Source organism: Rhizobium sp. SG2393, from assembly GCF_042610495.1.
GTDB lineage: Bacteria > Pseudomonadota > Alphaproteobacteria > Rhizobiales > Rhizobiaceae > RU20A.
Map to the genome: position 1 here is coordinate 359,500 of NZ_JBHGAP010000001.1, position 18,115 is coordinate 377,614.

Below are 18,115 nucleotides of genomic sequence, written 5' to 3' on the forward strand. Positions count from 1 at the left end.
TGCCGGCAAACAGACGCCTCACACCGTTTTTGGCGGATGAGACGCTGAAAGCACCGTGATCGCAAGGCCCGTGAGCGCCAGCGCGGCTGCGATCAGGAACGTGGTTCGCATAGCCTCAAGGACCTGCAAGTGCGAAGCCGCATGAAGGTCAACCGCCCCACTGGCGCGTGCAAAAATGGTCGCCATCAAGGACGCGCCGGCCATCAGGCCGAGATTTCGCGACAGGCTGAGCAATCCGGCGACCGTGCCGCTCTCGGCGCTTGAGCGGGCAGCGAGGGCTTCCGTGTTGTTGGCGGCGAGGAACATCTGGTAGCCGGGTGTGAGAACCACAAGCGCCAGGACATAGCCCGAGACGCCGAGCGCGATCGGCAGCATCGCCAACAACGCTGCACCGCAGGCGAGCAGGACCAGTCCCGTCAAGAGAACGATGCGCGTACCGAAGCGGTCAACAAGGCGGCCGGAGACAATCCCCGACACCATGGAGAGGATCGGCCCGACCGCCATCACGAGCCCGACAATGCCGAGCCGAAGTCCAAGCCCGGACTCCAGCGCATAGGGCCCGACCACCAGCGTCGCCATCATTACGATGGCGACGAGCCCATTGACGATCAGCTTTGCCACGAGGCCGCAGCTCAGCACGGCGCTGAGGCTGGTGGGACCGCCGGATGCGCCGCCCTGCGCCTTCGGCAAACGGGTGACGAGGAGCAGGCCTGGCAGCGAGAGCGCGAAAAGCAGGGCAAAGATTGCCCGCCAGCCGCCGAGCGGCACGAGGGCGCCGCCAATGACGGGGCCAAGCGCCGTGCCGAGCGCGGACAGGGTGCCCATGAGGCCCATGGCACGGCCCATGCGGTCCTTCGGCGTTGTTTCGCGGATCAAGGCCATCGGCAAGGTCATCACCACGGCGGCACCGGCGCCTTGCACGAAACGCGCCGCAACGAGCCAACCGAGCCCGGGCGCCGAAAGTGCTGCCAGCGACCCCGTGGCAAACACGGCAAAGCCGATGACAAGGACGGTCTTGGAGCCGTATCGGTCCCCGAGCCGGCCGGCTGCCAAACCCATGAGCGTCAGTGCTGCGAGATAGGACACCACGACATTCTTGACCGCCTCCAAGGGCGCTTCGAAGCTCGCCGTCATGGCGGGCAGCGCGATGTTGGCGATGCTGGTGCCGAGCGCGCCGAGCAGGACTGCCGATCCGAGCGCGATGGACAAGCGGACTGGTGGTGTGGTCGTCAAAAGCTCTTCTGTCTGTTTCATGATCTTTCTTCTTGTCTCCGTGAACGTCGATGTGCAGTTTGCGAAATCAAGTTCACTTGAGGTCAAGCATGAAATTTCTGGATATTGGCGAGGTCTCGCGCCGCAGTGGCCTCAAGCCATCCGCGCTTCGATACTATGAGGAGGCGGGGCTGATCACCTCCATTACACGCCACGGCCTGAGGCGGCAGTTCGCCCCAGAGGTTCTCATGCAATTGCAACTGATCGCGCTCGCCAAGTCGGCCGGATTTTCCCTGGAAGAGATTGCCGGCATGTTCGGCCGCGACGGATTGCCGGCCCTGGACCGGTCGGCGCTAAGAGACAAGGCGGACGAGATTGACCGCAAGCTTCGCGAACTGACGGTCCTTCGCGATACGCTGCGCCACGTCGCTGCCTGCGCAGCCCCGTCCCATCTCGAATGTCCGCAATTCCAGCGGCTGCTGACGACTGGCGGGAAGAGCAAGGCAAGACATCGCAAGCTCGCCTTTCGTGCCGACGGACTTTGATCGCGCCCTCCGGCTGAGACAGAAGCAGGGGCAAACGAAAAGGGCCCGGCGAAAACCGGGCCCCTTGCAGATATCGAAGGATATGTCGGTGTCCTAGAAGAAACCGCGGCGCTGCCACCAGCCGCCCTTCTTGGGCTTGCCGGCATCGGCATCGTCGCTGGCGGCGGTAGAGGACTTGATCACCGGCTCGCTTGCGATGTTTTCGATGTCGCGATTGGCGCGCTGCGGGCGGGCCTCTTCGGGCTCGGCAGCGGTCTCTGCCGGCACCACCTCTTCGGCGACGACGGCATCGGTGACCGGCTCGGACGCGACCGCTGTCTCTTCGATCACCTCCGGCGCAGCGACAACCTCGGCTTCCGCCGACGCTTCGCTGGCGGCAGCCTTGCGGCGGCTACGGCGCGGCTTGGCGGCGGGCTGCTCGGCCTCGTCGCTCGGTGTCGCTTCGGCTTCCGGCTGTGCGTCGTCGGTCGTCTCGGTCACGGCGTCTCCGGTTTCCGCAGCCTCGTCGTCACCTTCTTCACCGTCGCCGTCCTCGCCAGCAGCGGACACGGCACCTTCTTCGCCCTCGGGACGATTGCGACGGCCACCACGCTTGCCGCGACGGCGGCGCTTGCGGCGCTGTTCGCCGTCGCCATTCGCGTCGGCAGCAGCTGCGATCGGCTCCTCGCCGTCGGATCCGCCTTCAGAGGCGTCGTCGGCGCCATCATCACCGTCCTCTTCGCCGGAAAGCTCGTCCGCATGACCGTTGGCCTGGCCTTCGCCATTACCGCCGTTGCGGCCACCGCGACGGCGGCGGCGGCGCTTGCGCTTGCGGCCGTTCTGGTCGTCGCCATCCGTGCGTTCGGCGCGCTCCGGGCGTTCCGCCCGTTCGCTCCGCTCGGCGGGTGCAGCCTCGGCTTCCTCGTCGATTTCGTCCTCGATGACGATATCGTCGTCTTCCTCTTCCGGCTCGAAGGTGATGATCTGTTCGATCTTCACCGGATTCTCGACGGCTTCGCCCTTGTCGATGGCGAAGTGCGAGGCGCCGACATGAGCGTCGGCTTCGATGATGATCTCGACGCCGAAGCGGTTTTCATAATCGATGATCGTGCCGCGCTTGTGGTTGAGCAGGTAGAGCGCGATCTCGGGGATCGTGCGCACCGAGATGTTGTGGGTGGTGTTCTTGAGGAGATATTCCTCGACCCCGCGCAGCACATGCAGCGCAACGGACGACTGCGAGCGCACATGGCCCGTGCCGTTGCAGTGCGGGCAGGTCTGCATCGTGGATTCGAGCACCGAAGCGCGAATGCGCTGGCGCGACATTTCCAGAAGGCCGAAATGCGAGATGCGGCCGACCTGGATGCGGGCGCGGTCGTTCTTCAGGCAGTCCTTCAGCTTCTTCTCGACGGAGCGGTTGTTGCGCTTCTCCTCCATGTCGATGAAGTCGATGACGATGAGGCCGGCGAGGTCACGCAGACGCAGCTGGCGCGCCACTTCTTCCGCCGCTTCCAGGTTCGTCTGGAGCGCGGTGTCCTCGATCGAGTGCTCGCGGGTCGAGCGGCCCGAGTTGACGTCGATGGAAACGAGCGCTTCGGTCTGGTTGATGATGATGTAGCCGCCCGACTTCAGCGTCACCTGCGGCTGCAGCATGCGGTCGAGCTGGGCTTCGATGCCCGAGCGCGAGAAGATCGGGTGCACGTCGCGATAGGGCTGCACCACCTTGGCGTGGCTCGGCATCAGCATCTTCATGAAGCTTTTCGCTTCACGATAGCCTTCCTCGCCGGCAACGATGATCTCGCCGATATCCTTGTTGTAGAGGTCGCGGATCGAGCGCTTGATGAGCGAGCCTTCCTCGTAGACGAGGCAGGGCGCCGTGGAGGCGAGCGTCAGCGTGCGGACGTTCTCCCACAGGCGCATCAGATATTCGAAGTCGCGCTTGATCTCGACCTTGGTGCGGTTGGCACCGGCCGTGCGCAGGATGACGCCCATGCCGAGCGGCACTTCCAGCTCGCGGGCGATTTCCTTCAGGCGCTTGCGGTCCTGGAGATTGGTGATCTTGCGGGAAATGCCGCCGCCGCGCGCCGTGTTCGGCATCAGGACGGAATAGCGGCCGGCCAGCGACAGGTAGGTCGTCAGCGCCGCGCCCTTGTTGCCGCGCTCTTCCTTGGCGACCTGCACGAGCAGGATCTGGCGGCGCTTGATGACTTCCTGGATACGGTACTGCTTGCGCGGCTTGCGGACATGACGATCCGGCACCTCTTCCATGGCGTCTTCGGCGCCGACGGATTCGATAACCTCTTCTTCCTCGTCCTCGTCGTCATCGCGGCGGCGGCGGCCGCGCTGCTTGTTGCTGACGCGCTCGGACACCGTGTCGTCATCGAGGTCCACGGCCATGGCCATTTCGTCGGGCGTCTCGTCGCTGCCGGCCTCGGCTGCAGCCTCGACCTCACCAGCCTCGGACGAAGCTTCGGTTTCTTCGGCTGCTGCCTTCTTGGCCCGGGGCTTGCGCACGCGCTTCGGCTTCTTCGGAGCCTCTTCCTCAACGACAGAAGTCTCGGCGGCGACGTTTTCCACAGCTTCGGCCGCGGGGGCCTCCAAAGCCTCCACTGCTTCGACGGCCTCGCTCGCCTCGGCGATCTCGGCAACCGTTTCCACCGGCTTGTGCGCGGGCATCGGTGCTGTTTCTACCGGCTCGAAGTCATCGTCGCGCTCGCGACGGGCTTCCTCTGCCTCGGCCCGCAGGAGCGCCTGCCGGTCGGCCAGCGGGATCTGGTAGTAGTCGGGATGGATTTCCGCGAAGGCGAGGAAGCCATGGCGGTTGCCGCCGTAATCGACGAAGGCCGCCTGCAGCGAGGGTTCGACGCGCGTGACCTTGGCGAGATAGATATTTCCGCGGATCTGCTTTTTGTGTTCCGACTCGAAGTCGAACTCTTCTATGCGGTTACCGCGAACGACAACGACGCGCGTCTCTTCTGCGTGAGACGCGTCGATAAGCATTTTGTCTGCCATGTAAGCTGAGCTCCTCGGCGCAGGCTCAAGGCCGCGACCCGTCCATGCCCGTCGAGACGGGGGGCGGGAGGGTCGATCTGTACGCCGGATAGTAATGTTCCTGCCGGGACGCGGCGGTGGCGTGCAGGCTCGGCAGGAACGGGAGCGTCGGTGCGCTCCGTGATCCCTGTCATTGCCTTGACCTGCCGTCTCATCGTCTTACGCCGAGCAAGAATGCCAATGTTAAAAGGCCTTTGGGCCCGATGAAATCGCCCCTTGAGGGCGTTTGGTGGAACAAGCCACCTTGAATGCTGCCGGCCACCGCCGGGATGCGCGATCCTGCGTGCGAAAAGAAAGTCCGACGTCGGCGGATGACATGGACGAAAACGGAAGATGGGCCGTATCACGCGATGATTGCGTCTTGGCTCTTCTTTCGGTCAGGCGCGGCGCTCGAAGATGAGCGTTGATACAGCCCGGCCCATGATTCTATCCCGACTACACTTTCTCCTCACGACGCTTTTATGGTTTTCATGTCACAATGGCAAGGGAAAAGCCCGGCTGTCACAATTTGGTACAATTCCGCTGCTTGCGCGTATCGGCTGCATTGCCCGTCAACCCTTCGTTAACCATGCGTGCGCTTCTGTGGGAAAGGGCAGGCTCTGCCGGTCTTTCGCCATGTTTGTGCCGGATGGCGGAGGCCAGGATGCGGCCGATGGGCGCGAAGCGGCAGGACAGAAAGCGGCAAGCATGTCTGCACGTCGCGGATGATGTCCTCACAGGAGACGATGACAGCGGTGATCAGGCGCCCCCTCATTCATGCTGCCGTACTGGCGCTTTCGCTGGCGGTGTCGGGCGGTGCGGCTGTCGCACCGGCAACCGACGGGGCGGCCACGGCTGTGATGGCCGGCCCGCTTCTGGCCTATGAAGCGCGCCTCGCCGGTGACGATGCCCGCGGGCGCCTTGTGATCAGCTTCGACCGCAAGCCGGACTACAAGATCCATTACCTCGCCAATCCCTATCGTGTGGTCGTCGATCTTCCCGAGACAGCCTTCGGCATCAAGCCCGAGGATATGGCGGCACGCGGCCTGTTCCGCGATGTGCGCTACGGCGCCATGGGCAGCGGCGCCGCGCGCATCGTCCTGACTGCGACGCGTCCGGTTCTCGTCACGCTGGATGACGTGCAGGCCGAGCCTGACGGCAGGGGATATCGTCTTGTGGTCGATACGGCGATCAGCACCGAGGCGGATTTTGCCGACCGCATCGGCAAGCAGACCTGGAGCCAGGCAGCAACGACGGGCCATGTCGCTGCCCCGCCATCGGCGGGCGACGACGGCAAATTCGTCGTCGCCATCGACGCGGGACACGGTGGCATCGATGCAGGCGCCTCCGGAGCGACCACCAACACGCCGGAAAAGGATGTCACACTCGCCTTCGCGCGCGAGCTCGCCGGTGTTCTCGGCGGGCAGGAGGGGGTCCGCGTGATGCTGACGCGCGACAAGGACGAGTTCCTGTCGCTCTCCCAGCGGGTGCAACTCGCCCGCAACCAGGGCGCCAAGCTCTTCATCTCGCTGCATGCCGATACGCTGAAGCAGAAGGATATCCGCGGCGCCACCGTCTATACCATCTCCGACAAGGCGTCGGACCATCTGGCTGCCAGCCTTGCCGAGCGGGAAAACCTCTCCGACGAGATCGCAGGCGTGCCGCTCGACAACGGCCCCGCCGAGGTCGCCGATATCCTGATCGACCTGACGCGACGCGAGACGCAGGCCTTCTCGGTCAATCTCGCCCGCTCGGTCGTGTCGTCCTTCGAGGGCCAGATCAACCTGATCAACAATCCTCACCGCCATGCCGGGTTTCGCGTGCTGCAGGCGCCCGATGTGCCATCCGTGCTTCTGGAACTCGGCTTTCTTTCCAATCCCGAGGATGAGAAGCTGCTTTTGGATCCCGCCTGGCGGCGCAAGGTGGCAGAACGCATCGCCAATGCCATCGGCCAGTATCGCGCCACCGTCGTTGCGAATGGCGGTTAGCGCCTCTGCGACACGATCTTGATTTGTGTCGCTGCAACAACACGGCATAATGTTTCCGTTGACGACAAAAGGTGATGTGCCGAGGGGCCGCATTTTCCACACATTCAAGCTGCTATCGGCTAGTGTGTCGGCAAAGCGCGAGATTCTTCAACATTTGCCGGCCGTGCCATTTGCCTTTGGGTGAGAAGTGGTGCAAGGCGAGCGCTGTTGCGCATCGCGTATGGTGCCGCGCAATGGGCGTGGCGGGATAACTCGGAACCGGTATCGGACGAATGATCAGGCTCATTGGCTATTTCTTCGGGATTGGATGTTTCCTCGTGCTCGGCCTGGCAGCCGTCGTGGCCATCTATCTCGGCCATGTCTCGAAGGATCTCCCGGATTACGAAGTGCTGGCGAAATATGCGCCGCCGGTAACGACCCGCATCCATGCCGGCGACGGCGACCTGATGGCCGAATATGCCCGCGAGCGCCGTCTGTTTCTGCCGATCCAGGCCATTCCGGACCGTGTGAAGGCCGCCTTCATCTCGGCCGAAGACAAGAATTTCTACAACCACCCCGGCGTCGACATCACCGGCCTTGCCCGTGCCATCGCGGTCAACCTGCAGAACTTCGGCTCCGGCCGCCGCCCGGTCGGCGCCTCCACCATCACGCAGCAGGTCGCCAAGAACTTCCTGCTGACGTCGGACCAGACCATCGACCGCAAGGTCAAGGAAGCGATCCTTTCCTTCCGCATCGAGCAGGCCTACAGCAAGGACCGCATTCTCGAGCTCTATCTGAACGAGATCTTCTTTGGCCTGAATTCCTACGGCATCGCCGGTGCCGCGCTCACCTATTTCGACAAGTCCGTTACCGAACTGACGATCGCCGAGACGGCTTACCTCGCCGCCTTGCCGAAGGGGCCGGCAAACTACCATCCGTTCCGCCGGACCGCGGCCGCCATCGAGCGCCGCAACTGGGTCATCGACCGCATGGTCGAGAACGGCTACGTGACGAAGGAAGACGGCGACGACGCCAAGAAGCAGCCGCTCGGGGTAAAGCCGCGCCGCAGCGGCGCCCACCTCTTCGCCTCGGACTATTTTGCCGAGGAAGTCCGCCGCCAGATCATCCAGAAATACGGAGAGGATGCGCTGTACGAAGGCGGTCTTTCCGTTCGCACCTCGCTTGATCCGCGTCTGCAACTGGCTGCCCGCAAGGCGCTGCAGAACGGTCTCGTGACCTATGACGAGCGCCGCGGCTTCCATGGTCCGATCAAGACGATCGAGATCGGTGGTGACTGGGGCGTGCCGCTAGCCGAGGTGCCGGCGCTTGCCGACGTTCCCGAATGGCGTCTGGCCGTGGTTCTGGCCGTCGATGGCAAGGGTGCCGATATCGGTCTCCAGCCCGCCAAGGATGCCTCCGGCAAGGTGGTCGCGGAACGCGAGACGGGCCGCATCGCGTCGGAAGATATGCGCTGGGCCTTCCGCTCCTCCGACGGCCGCAAGACCGCGAAGTCGCCGGATGGCGTGTTCGGCGCCGGCGATGTCGTCTACGTCGAGAAGAAGGACGATGGCAGCTACCGCCTGCGCCAGCCGCCGCGCGTCCAGGGCGGTCTCGTTGCCATGGACCCGCATACGGGCCGCGTGCTCGCCATGGCCGGCGGCTTCTCCTACGCCCAGTCGGAATTCAACCGCGCGACCCAGGCGATGCGCCAGCCGGGCTCGTCCTTCAAGCCATTCGTCTACGCTGCTGCCCTCGACAATGGCTATACGCCGGCCTCGGTGATCCTCGATGCCCCGATCGAGATCGTGTCCGGCGGCCAGGTCTGGCGTCCGGAAAACTACGGCGGCGAATCCGCCGGTCCGTCCACGCTGCGTCTCGGCATCGAGAAGTCGCGCAACCTGATGACGGTGCGTCTGGCCAATGACATGGGCATGAACATCGTTGCGGAATATGCCGAGCGCTTCGGCATCTACGACAAGATGCCGCCGCTGCTCGCCATGTCGCTCGGTTCGGGCGAGACCACGGTCATGCGCATGGTGTCGGCCTATTCGGTCATCGCCAATGGCGGCAAGCAGATCAAGCCGTCGCTGATCGACCGCATCCAGGACCGCTACGGCAAGACGATCTTCCGCCACGAGGACCGCACCTGCGACAACTGCAACGCAGCCGACTGGGAAGAGCAGCCGGAACCGCAGCTCGTCGACAATCGGGAGCAGGTGCTCGACCCCATGACCGCCTACCAGATCACCTCGATGATGGAAGGCGTCGTCACGCGCGGCACCGCAGCCGGCAAGATCAAGCTCGATCGTCCCGTCGCCGGCAAGACCGGCACGACCAATGACGAGAAGGACGCCTGGTTCGTCGGCTTCACGCAGGATCTGGTCGCCGGCCTCTATATCGGCTTCGACAATCCAGCCCCGCTCGGACGTGGTGCGACGGGCGGTGGCCTCGCGGCGCCGATCTTCAACGATTTCATGCAGGAAGCGGTAAAGGGCACGCGCCCGACCAAGTTCGTCGTGCCGGAAGGCATGAGCCTTGTTGCCGTGAACCGCAAGACGGGCATGGCAGCCGCCGAGGGCGACCCGGACACGATCATGGAGGCCTTCAAGCCCGGAACGGGCCCTGCCGACACCTTCTCGGTGATCGGCGGCATGGAAGGTTTCCAGGCGCCGGAAGAAATCCTGAAGGCCTCGCCGCAGGCCAACCAGGCCGTGACCTCCGGATCCAACGGCCTCTTCTAGACAAGGGGTGCGCAGCCTGTCGCCCGTCGCCTTTACTTCGGTGGCGGGCGTCGCTATTGACGCGTCACGCCCGAAATCATGGCAGGATAGCAATGAGAAACGAAACCCTTGGTATCATCGACGACATCAAGCAGGCCATAAGCCTGCTGAGGAGGCATCTTTGACTGGGACCAGGCGATAAGACGACTGGACTGGTTGAACAACAAGGCCGAAGACCCGACACTGTGGAACGACGCCTCCGAGGCGCAGAAGCTGATGCGCGAGCGCCAGCAGCTGGATGACAGCATCTCTGCCGTGAAGCGCATCGAGCAGCAGCTTTCCGACAATGTCGAGCTGATCGAGATGGGCGAGGAAGAGGGCGACGAGACGATCGTCACCGAAGCCGAAGCCGCGCTGAAGGCGCTGCAGGCCGAAGCCGCCAAGAAGCAGGTGGAAGCCATGCTCTCCGGCGAAGCGGACAGCAACGACACCTATCTCGAAGTGCATTCGGGTGCCGGCGGCACGGAAAGCCAGGACTGGGCGAACATGCTCCTGCGCATGTACACCCGCTGGGCCGAACGCTCGGGCTACAAGGTCGAGCTTCTGGAAATCCATGACGGCGAAGAAGCGGGCATCAAGTCCGCGACGCTGCTCGTCAAGGGGCACAACGCCTATGGCTGGCTGAAGACCGAATCGGGCGTCCACCGCCTGGTCCGCATCTCGCCCTATGACAGCAATGCGCGCCGCCACACCTCGTTCTCGTCCATCTGGGTCTACCCGGTGGTGGATGACTCGATCCAGATCGACATCAACGAGAGCGATTGCCGCATCGACACCTACCGCTCGTCCGGCGCCGGTGGCCAGCACGTCAACACGACCGACTCGGCCGTGCGTATCACGCACATGCCGTCGGGCATCGTCGTGCAGTGCCAGCAGGAGCGCTCGCAGCACAAGAACCGGGCCAAGGCCTGGGACATGCTGCGCGCCCGCCTTTACGAGGCCGAGCTGAAGAAGCGCGAAGAGGCCGCCAACGCCGAGGCCGCTTCCAAGACGGATATCGGCTGGGGCCACCAGATCCGCTCCTACGTGCTGCAGCCCTACCAGCTGGTGAAGGATTTGCGCACCGGCGTGGAAAGCACGGCGCCGGGCGACGTGCTCGACGGCGCGCTGAACCCCTTCATGGAAGCGGCGCTCGCCCACCGCGTCAACGGCGGCGACGGTGTGGTGGAAGATATCGCCTGAGGCGACGTCGAGAGATCAAACGGAATAAGGCGCTCCGGTCTCCGGGGCGCCTTTTTTCATGGGTGCCCGACGCTGCGTCAGTTCGTGGCGCGCTCGACCCGGATGTCACCGAGATCGTCGATCAGCACCGTCCAGCTTTCCGCTTCCGAGGCAGTAGGGTCTGTCTTCAGGTAGATGGTCGCGAAGAGACCGGGTTGGGTCGTCACGCCGGACGAGGATTCCGGCCTGATATCGGTGACGAAGGCCTTCAGCTCCGAGAACTCCTCCAGTTCCGCGGATGTGAGGACACGCGGCCCCTGCGGCGTCTGGGCAATCTGCTGGAGATGGATGTGGGCCGTGCCATCGGGCTGGCGCAGCGCGATCAGCTTGTAATAGCCGCGCTCGGCAGGAACCGAGGTCCCGTCGCCCGGCTGCTCCCAGAAACCGGAGCTGATGACGAATGTCACGTCCGGCGCCGGAAGCGCCGCCTCTTGCGCCGATGCGCATTCGGCAGCCGACAGGAACGCTGCGGGCAAAAAGGCAAGCACCACTAAAGCCATGGCTCGGTTGCGCATCCGCATCATTCTGCCTCCGATGGCGGCGGTTCGACCGACGACGTCTCGGAAGGGTTCCGGCGGCGCCGCCGACCACCGCTGTGATGATCGCCTGTCTTCGCAACCCGAAATCTTGGCACCGGCCTGCCACAACGTCGCCACGACTGTCCCAAGCGCGCTGCCCGGCGTCAATTGGAAAACTGCTCCGAGAGAATGCGGTCCGACCAGGAATGGTCGGGGTCCGACAGGATGGTCGCCGTGGTGTTTTCCGACTGGGCGATGCGCACATGCACGACCGATTTGACTTCGCGGTGATCGGCGACCGCGTTTACCGGGCGCTTTTCGGCTTCCAGGATCGACAGATCGACCGTGACCCGGTTCGGCAGAAGCGCGCCCCGCCAGCGGCGCGGGCGGAAGGCGCTGACCGGGGTGAGGGCGAGCAATGGCGCCTCCAGCGGCAGGATCGGCCCGTGCGCGGAAAGATTATAGGCCGTGGAGCCGGCCGGCGTGGCGACCAGCAAGCCATCGCAGATCAATTCGTCGAGCCGCACGCGCCCGTCGACGACAACCTGCAATTTGGCGGCCTGATAGGATTGCCGGAAGAGATAGACCTCGTTGATGGCGAGCGCCCGAAACCGGTTGCCGTCGGCATCCACCGTCTGCATCTCGAGCGGATGCAGCACGTTCGCCACGGCCTCGGAAATCCGGTCTTCCAGATCCTCGATGCTGTAGCGGTTCATCAGAAAGCCGACGGAGCCACGGTTCATACCATAGACGAGCTTGCCGGAGTTCATCGTCTGGTGAAGCGTCTGCAGCATGAAGCCGTCGCCGCCGAGCGCCACGATCACGTCCGCTTCCTCCGGAGGCGTCAAGCCGTAGCGTGCTTCGAGGTCTCGCAGCGCATTCTGCGCATCCTCGGAAGGCGAGGCGACGAAGGCGAGGGATTTGAAACTGCGCACCACGACCCCCTGATACACCCCGCGCCGCGCAGGGCATCGTCGAGCGGAAAATCACCGCGACGCGAAAGACTTAATCGGGCTCGATCTCCTGCACAAGGCGTGCTGCGGCCAGATGGCGCAATTGGACGTATCCGGACGGCTGGCTGCCGGACCCGTCGGCTATGGGACTGGCGGCACGGACACTCCGGAACCTGACCGGCAGGCCATGACCGCACGATGCCGGAAACCGGTTCCGGTTGGGCCGTCCTATTGCAGGTTCAGCGGCAGCTGTATGCCCTTTGGAATATGCGTGATCTTGACGCTCGCGGCCTCGATCCGACCGAACACGGCCTTTCGACGCGCCTGCTGCTTTTCACGAAGCGCCCGAGACTGCTGCACGGCGGCTAAAGCCCGTTCCACAACCTTCTGCGTCTCCTGCATGGCACTCTCCCTGAGGTTTTGTTCTTATTTTGTTCTCATGCTTTCGCCATGATGTCAAGCGCGTGCGAATCGCTCGACGTCTTGCCGTGGGCGCAAGGAGAGGCAGGAGTGAAGATGTCGGCGGTGGCGGTTAGCGGGAGACCACGGGCCCGGAGATGTCACGCCCGATGTCGCGGAAGGCTTCCTTGAGCGCGGTTCCGGAATTTGGGTAGTAGACGTGCTTGGCGCTCGTCGCGCAGTTCGCCACGAGGTCGCGGGCGGCCTGGGTGTTCACGAGCTCAAGACCGACCGTGTAGACGGTCACGCCCGCTGCCTTCATGTTCGTGCAGAGCGCTTGCGCCTGGGCATAGGCCCCGCCATTCGGCGCGTTGCAATTGATGTGATGGGCTGCGGAGCCGCTGCCCGTCAACGAATCGCGTGCAATGACGCCGTTGCAATAGGCGCTGTTATATTCCCCATCCGTCATCAGGACGACAATTTTCTTCGTCTTTTCAATATCGTAGGGGCCGGGCTGGTTGGCCTTGGGAAACAGATAGCTGAAATTCGGGGAAACGAGGTACCAGCCCCAGCCGACACCGATATGGCCGCCTGTCGATCCCGAGGCGCTGAGGGCGTCGATGGCCGAGTTGAGGCTCGCCTTGTCGTCGCTGAGCGGCTTGATGGTGTTCGTCAGGCATGGATTGGCCGGGCTTGGATAATTGTAGCCGAAACTCGCCGTCGAGGGTGCCGCATCGGTGAAGCGCTCGGTGCCTGTGCGCTCTGACACACAGGTGCTGATGCCGAACGTCACCGCATCGCCATAGGGATTGACGAAACGATAATTGGCGCAGCCGGGGCTGTTGCAGGTTCCGTTGTGAATGCTGCCTCGAGCGGCTTCGGCATAGGAGCCGACATTGACAGCCATCGAATACGGCACGAGCGCGACCTTCGAATAGGTCGGTGTCTGCCTGTCGGTAACAACGATATCGACGAGTTCCTTGGCGGCCGCCTTGAGGTCGCTGATCCGCTGTCCGGCCATCGATGCCGTCGTGTCGAGGACCAGCGAAACCTCGACATTCTTTGCCGAGCGCTTCACTTCCGACGTCACGGTGACCTTCAGCTGATCCTTGGCAAAGATACCATAGACAAGCGGCGTCAACGAAAAGGTGGCCGTGCCGCGCACCGTCAATCCGTTGTCGATATTCCCGAAGTCCGTCGAGACCAGTGTCGCCCCGACATTGGCCTGATTGCCTTGCAGCGTGGTGGCGCCGAGCTCATCAAGTTTCGGGGTGTCTGCTGTCGTCGAGATGGCGAGCTGCAGCGTCGTCGCATCAAGCGCGCCCTGTGCCTCCATCCGCACGCCCGTGGCGCGCGTGATGTCGATGACCGTCAGGGACCCTGCCACGATCAGCGGTACCACGGCTGCATACAGAATACCGAAATTTCCCTTTTCACAGGACGTCAATCGAGACAGCAGGGTCAGCATCGCAGTGGCGCTCTTGGCATGGAGATGATGCCGAGATCTGTACCGCATATTTTGTAAATGACGGCTAACGGAAAGCCGAAAATTAAATTCATCGCCTTCTTTTGTAGAAGGACGCGACACGCCGACGAATGTGCGGCTGGGACTTCGCGGTATCGAGGAGAAAGACGATGGTGCCCCCACCAGGACTCGAACCCGGGACCCCCTGATTACAAATCAGGTGCTCTACCAACTGAGCTATAAGGGCGGTCGACATCATGGACGGCGCAGCCATCCATGATCGACATGCTGCGGAGTTACCACATCCCCGCTGGCTGTAAAGTCAAAAAACGCACCGATGCACGCATTGACGCCCCCGCGCGCGGGGATCGTCTCACGCCTTTGCCAGATGCTGGCGGGCGGCATACATGGCGATGGCGGCGGCGTTCGAGACGTTGAGCGACTTGATGGCGCCGGGCATGTCGAGGCGGGCAAGCGCCTTGCAGGTGGCCCGCGTCTTCTGTCGCAGTCCCTTGCCCTCCGAGCCGAGTACGAGGGCGATGCGGCCGCCTTCAAGGGTCTGTTCGAGCGGGGCAGGGCCTTCCGAATCAAGGCCGATCGTCTGGAAGCCCAGCGCATGGAGCTCTTCCAGCGCGTCCGAAAGGTTGGTGATCTGGATATAGGGAATGAGCTCCAGCGCCCCGGACGCGGATTTGGCCAGCACGCCCGATTCGGTCGGCGAATGGCGCATGGTGGTGATGACCGCGCCGGCATCGAAGGCGACGGCCGACCGCATCAGCGCGCCGACATTGTGCGGGTCGGTGACCTGGTCAAGCACCAGCAGCATCCGGCTTTCCTTCAGCGCATCCAGCCGGCGCACCGGCAGCGGCCGTGTTTCAAGCATCACGCCCTGGTGGATGGCATCGGGGCCAAGATGCTTGTCGAGCTGGCTCGGCTGCACGGTTTCGACCGGGTAGGGCAGGGCGGCGAGGTCGTCGAGCCCGAGGCGGGCGGTGGCATTGGCCGTCACGGAGAGCTTGACGATCGTACGCGCCGGATTGTCGAGCGCGGCGCGCACGGTGTGGATGCCGTAGAGGAAGACCTGATCCGGCGCGATCTGAGGCGCTGTCCAGTTTTCCGCATTGCGCCGGCGCCGGTCATCCTTCGGTGTCGGAATTTCGCCGCGCTCGCGCTTCTGGTCGCGGTGCTGGCGGCGCAGCTTTGCAAAATGCGTATCCTTGGCGGAGCGGCCGCCGGTTTCGTCCTTGGTCATCGTTCATCCCTGCGTTTGCCGCCTTATAGACCCTGCAGCCGCGAGGGCAAATGCCACGCGACGCGCGCTGTCCACAAGCGGCTCCAAAAACATCGATTTTTTGTGACGGCTCGTGTTGACAGGGCGAAGCTGGGCGGTCATATACCCGGCGCGGATCGGGGAGGGCCAGACGGCCTCGACCTTCGAGACACGCGAACATGCTTGGACGATAGTCCCGCCGGAATACTGGAGGGATGCCCGAGTGGTTAAAGGGGACGGACTGTAAATCCGTTGGCTCAGCCTACGTTGGTTCAAATCCAACTCCCTCCACCATTCTGACGAGGACTGTCCGAAAGACCGCGGGTATAGCTCAATGGTAGAGCAGCAGCCTTCCAAGCTGAATACGCGGGTTCGATTCCCGCTACCCGCTCCAAGACTTTCAGAATGTCAACAGGCTGAAGCCGAACGCAAGTGCGCCTTGCGGTGCGCTCGATCGACGCTTTGCGCCTTCGCCCGTCGCGCGTGCCGCACCCTGCCAGACCCCGGCTCGGTCGCCCGTCGCATTTAGTCCTTGCGCAAACGGGACGAAACCCTTAAACGCCTCCGCAAACCGGCCCGGGCCGGCTGACGCATTTGATGGATCATAGGATAACAGCCCATGGCAAAGAGCAAATTCGAGCGCAACAAGCCGCACGTGAACATCGGCACGATCGGCCACGTTGACCACGGCAAGACGTCCCTGACGGCTGCGATCACGAAGTACTTCGGCGAGTTCAAGGCGTATGACCAGATCGACGCCGCTCCGGAAGAAAAGGCCCGTGGTATCACGATCTCGACGGCACACGTCGAGTACGAGACGGCCAACCGTCACTACGCGCACGTTGACTGCCCCGGCCACGCCGACTACGTCAAGAACATGATCACCGGTGCTGCCCAGATGGACGGCGCGATCCTGGTGTGCTCGGCCGCTGACGGCCCGATGCCGCAGACGCGCGAACACATCCTGCTGGCCCGCCAGGTCGGCGTTCCCGCCATCGTGGTGTTCCTGAACAAGGTCGACCAGGTCGATGACGCCGAACTCCTCGAGCTCGTCGAACTCGAAGTGCGCGAACTGCTGTCGTCCTACGACTTCCCCGGCGACGACATTCCGATCGTCAAGGGCTCGGCTCTGGCGGCTCTCGAAGATTCCAACAAGACGATCGGCGAAGACGCGATCCGCGAGCTGATGGCTCAGGTCGACGCCTACATCCCGACGCCGGAACGCCCGATCGACCAGCCCTTCCTGATGCCGATCGAAGACGTGTTCTCGATCTCGGGCCGCGGTACGGTTGTGACGGGTCGCGTTGAGCGCGGTATCGTCAAGGTCGGCGAAGAAATCGAAATCGTCGGCATCCGTCCGACGACGAAGACGACCTGCACGGGCGTTGAAATGTTCCGCAAGCTGCTCGACCAGGGCCAGGCCGGCGACAACATCGGTGCGCTGCTGCGCGGTGTGAACCGTGACGGCGTCGAGCGTGGCCAGATCCTGTGCAAGCCGGGTTCGGTCAAGCCGCACAAGAAGTTCAAGGCCGAAGCCTACATCCTGACGAAGGAAGAAGGCGGCCGTCATACGCCGTTCTTCACGAACTACCGTCCGCAGTTCTACTTCCGCACGACGGACGTGACGGGTATCGTGACGCTTCCGGAAGGCACGGAAATGGTGATGCCGGGCGACAACGTCACGGTTGACGTCGAGCTGATCGTTCCGATCGCGATGGAAGAAAAGCTGCGCTTCGCCATCCGCGAAGGCGGCCGCACCGTCGGCGCCGGCATCGTCGCCTCGATCATCGAGTAATCGGTGATCAGGGGCGGCGGGCCGAAAGCCTGCCGACGGCGCTAAAGATGTTCAGATGGCGCGCAAGCGCGATCTGAACGCGGCGCGGGCATCGTCGCCTCGATCATCGAGTAATCGATACTGACTTTTATCTACTAGGCCTCGCCGGAAACGGCGGGGCCTTTGTCATTTGTGGCTTTCCGAGGGAAGCGCGATAGAATGGCATCCGGCGCGGAGGACGCTGAATGCAGGACGGTGGATTTACGACGCGGCGATTCGCGCGCCCCGGAATGGCCCTGACGGGTGGCTTTCTCCTGCGAGGCGCTCTTCTTTTTGTGATGGCTCTCTGCAGCCTCGTTTTGCCTGACGCGGGAAAGGTGGCCTTTGCCGCTTGCCCGGATCGGCCGGCCTGTCGCGGGTGCGGCTGCAAGGGCGGGCCGGGCTATCGCGGACCGGACGGACGCTGTGTCGGCTTCAAGGCGCTCGACAAGGTCTGCGGCATTCCGCCGGAAACGCACTGTACCTTTGAGAACGCGCCCGGCGCCGGCGAAAACCGCGACTGCGCACTTGGCCGGGATGACGCTAAGAAAGCATCCTAACATCTTCCGCAAGCAGAGGGAAATTCGTCGCCAGTCATCGAAATTCTCTTGCCAAGCCCGCGATCCCATCTTAAAGGGAGCGCCATGCCTGAAGCGCGGATCGCGCAGCCGGGTTCTAGGGGTATAGCTCAGTTGGTAGAGCGGCGGTCTCCAAAACCGCAGGTCGGGGGTTCGAGCCCCTCTGCCCCTGCCATTTCCCACAGAAGCCCCGTCCGATACCAATGACATTGACAGGCGCAGCGTTTGATCACGCGCTCGTGGTTGCCTCGCAGGCTATGCTGCTTGTGGTGCGCGCAGGCTTTGACTATATCGGATGGGAGCCGCGATAAGCGGGCATTTGCCCTGATGTGGCAGGGCGAATCGGGCGCATGGCGACGGGAATTTCGAAACTCTTAAAAGTCGATGC

Annotated in this window: 13 protein-coding genes and 4 tRNA genes; 9 read left to right on the plus strand and 8 right to left on the minus strand. The window is 63.3% G+C overall.

The window, feature by feature from the left end:
* Nucleotides 1–18 precede the first annotated feature (18 nt).
* A complete protein-coding gene (locus ACED18_RS01735; protein WP_377288423.1) occupies nt 19–1,254 on the minus strand; it encodes an MFS transporter in 1,236 nt (411 codons plus the stop codon).
* 68 nt (nt 1,255–1,322) lie between these two features.
* Here ACED18_RS01735 and ACED18_RS01740 point away from each other — a divergent pair, with 68 nt between their 5' ends.
* Nucleotides 1,323–1,757, plus strand: coding sequence for a helix-turn-helix domain-containing protein (locus tag ACED18_RS01740; protein ID WP_377288425.1), 435 nt, complete (start codon nt 1,323–1,325; stop codon nt 1,755–1,757).
* 93 nt (nt 1,758–1,850) lie between these two features.
* Here ACED18_RS01740 and ACED18_RS01745 read toward each other — a convergent pair whose 3' ends face one another.
* Nucleotides 1,851–4,745 (minus strand): ribonuclease E/G, encoded by a 2,895-nt coding sequence (locus ACED18_RS01745; RefSeq protein WP_377288427.1) that lies wholly within the window; start codon nt 4,743–4,745, stop codon nt 1,851–1,853.
* A gap of 764 nt (nt 4,746–5,509) precedes the next feature.
* Between ACED18_RS01745 and ACED18_RS01750 the strand changes: the two genes are divergently transcribed.
* From ACED18_RS01750 to prfB, 3 genes are all read left to right on the plus strand, one after another.
* Entirely contained in the window at nt 5,510–6,751 is a 1,242-nt protein-coding gene (locus tag ACED18_RS01750; protein ID WP_377288429.1) for an N-acetylmuramoyl-L-alanine amidase, read from the plus strand.
* 272 nt (nt 6,752–7,023) lie between these two features.
* A complete protein-coding gene (locus ACED18_RS01755) occupies nt 7,024–9,471 on the plus strand; it encodes a penicillin-binding protein 1A (RefSeq protein WP_377288431.1) in 2,448 nt (815 codons plus the stop codon).
* A 92-nt stretch (nt 9,472–9,563) separates the two neighbouring features.
* A protein-coding gene (gene prfB / locus ACED18_RS01760; RefSeq protein WP_377288433.1) for a peptide chain release factor 2 occupies nt 9,564–10,692 on the plus strand; the annotation gives its coding sequence in 2 pieces (ribosomal slippage) (nt 9,564–9,632 and nt 9,634–10,692; 1,128 coding nt in all).
* A gap of 77 nt (nt 10,693–10,769) precedes the next feature.
* On the opposite strand, the gene ACED18_RS01765 is transcribed toward prfB, so the two are convergent.
* The 6 genes from ACED18_RS01765 to ACED18_RS01790 all read right to left on the minus strand — a co-directional run bounded on the left by ACED18_RS01765 (nt 10,770) and on the right by ACED18_RS01790 (nt 15,318).
* Entirely contained in the window at nt 10,770–11,246 is a 477-nt protein-coding gene (locus tag ACED18_RS01765) for a hypothetical protein (RefSeq protein ID WP_377288435.1), read from the minus strand.
* Nucleotides 11,247–11,413: 167 nt separating this feature from the next.
* Nucleotides 11,414–12,187 (minus strand): NAD kinase, encoded by a 774-nt coding sequence (locus ACED18_RS01770; protein WP_377288437.1) that lies wholly within the window; start codon nt 12,185–12,187, stop codon nt 11,414–11,416.
* A 243-nt stretch (nt 12,188–12,430) separates the two neighbouring features.
* Nucleotides 12,431–12,604 carry a hypothetical protein gene (locus tag ACED18_RS01775; RefSeq protein ID WP_377288439.1) on the minus strand — a complete coding sequence of 58 codons (174 nt, stop codon included), beginning with the start codon at nt 12,602–12,604 and terminating at the stop codon, nt 12,431–12,433.
* Between the two features lie 130 nt (nt 12,605–12,734).
* On the minus strand, nt 12,735–14,189 hold the full coding sequence (locus ACED18_RS01780; protein ID WP_377288441.1) for a hypothetical protein: 1,455 nt from the start codon (nt 14,187–14,189) through the stop codon (nt 12,735–12,737).
* Nucleotides 14,190–14,237: 48 nt separating this feature from the next.
* Nucleotides 14,238–14,313 (minus strand) — tRNA-Thr (locus tag ACED18_RS01785).
* 126 nt (nt 14,314–14,439) lie between these two features.
* Complete coding sequence (locus ACED18_RS01790; RefSeq protein ID WP_377288443.1) at nt 14,440–15,318, minus strand: TrmH family RNA methyltransferase; 879 nt, start codon at nt 15,316–15,318, stop codon at nt 14,440–14,442.
* A 227-nt stretch (nt 15,319–15,545) separates the two neighbouring features.
* Here ACED18_RS01790 and ACED18_RS01795 point away from each other — a divergent pair.
* The 5 genes from ACED18_RS01795 to ACED18_RS01815 all read left to right on the plus strand — a co-directional run bounded on the left by ACED18_RS01795 (nt 15,546) and on the right by ACED18_RS01815 (nt 17,902).
* Nucleotides 15,546–15,630: transfer RNA gene (locus ACED18_RS01795), tRNA-Tyr, on the plus strand.
* Nucleotides 15,631–15,656: 26 nt separating this feature from the next.
* Nucleotides 15,657–15,730 (plus strand) — tRNA-Gly (locus ACED18_RS01800).
* A 225-nt stretch (nt 15,731–15,955) separates the two neighbouring features.
* Complete coding sequence (gene tuf / locus ACED18_RS01805) at nt 15,956–17,131, plus strand: elongation factor Tu (RefSeq protein WP_377288445.1); 1,176 nt, start codon at nt 15,956–15,958, stop codon at nt 17,129–17,131.
* Between the two features lie 224 nt (nt 17,132–17,355).
* A complete protein-coding gene (locus ACED18_RS01810) occupies nt 17,356–17,709 on the plus strand; it encodes a hypothetical protein (protein ID WP_377288447.1) in 354 nt (117 codons plus the stop codon).
* A 117-nt stretch (nt 17,710–17,826) separates the two neighbouring features.
* A tRNA-Trp gene (locus ACED18_RS01815) sits at nt 17,827–17,902 on the plus strand.
* Nucleotides 17,903–18,115: the final 213 nt, after the last annotated feature.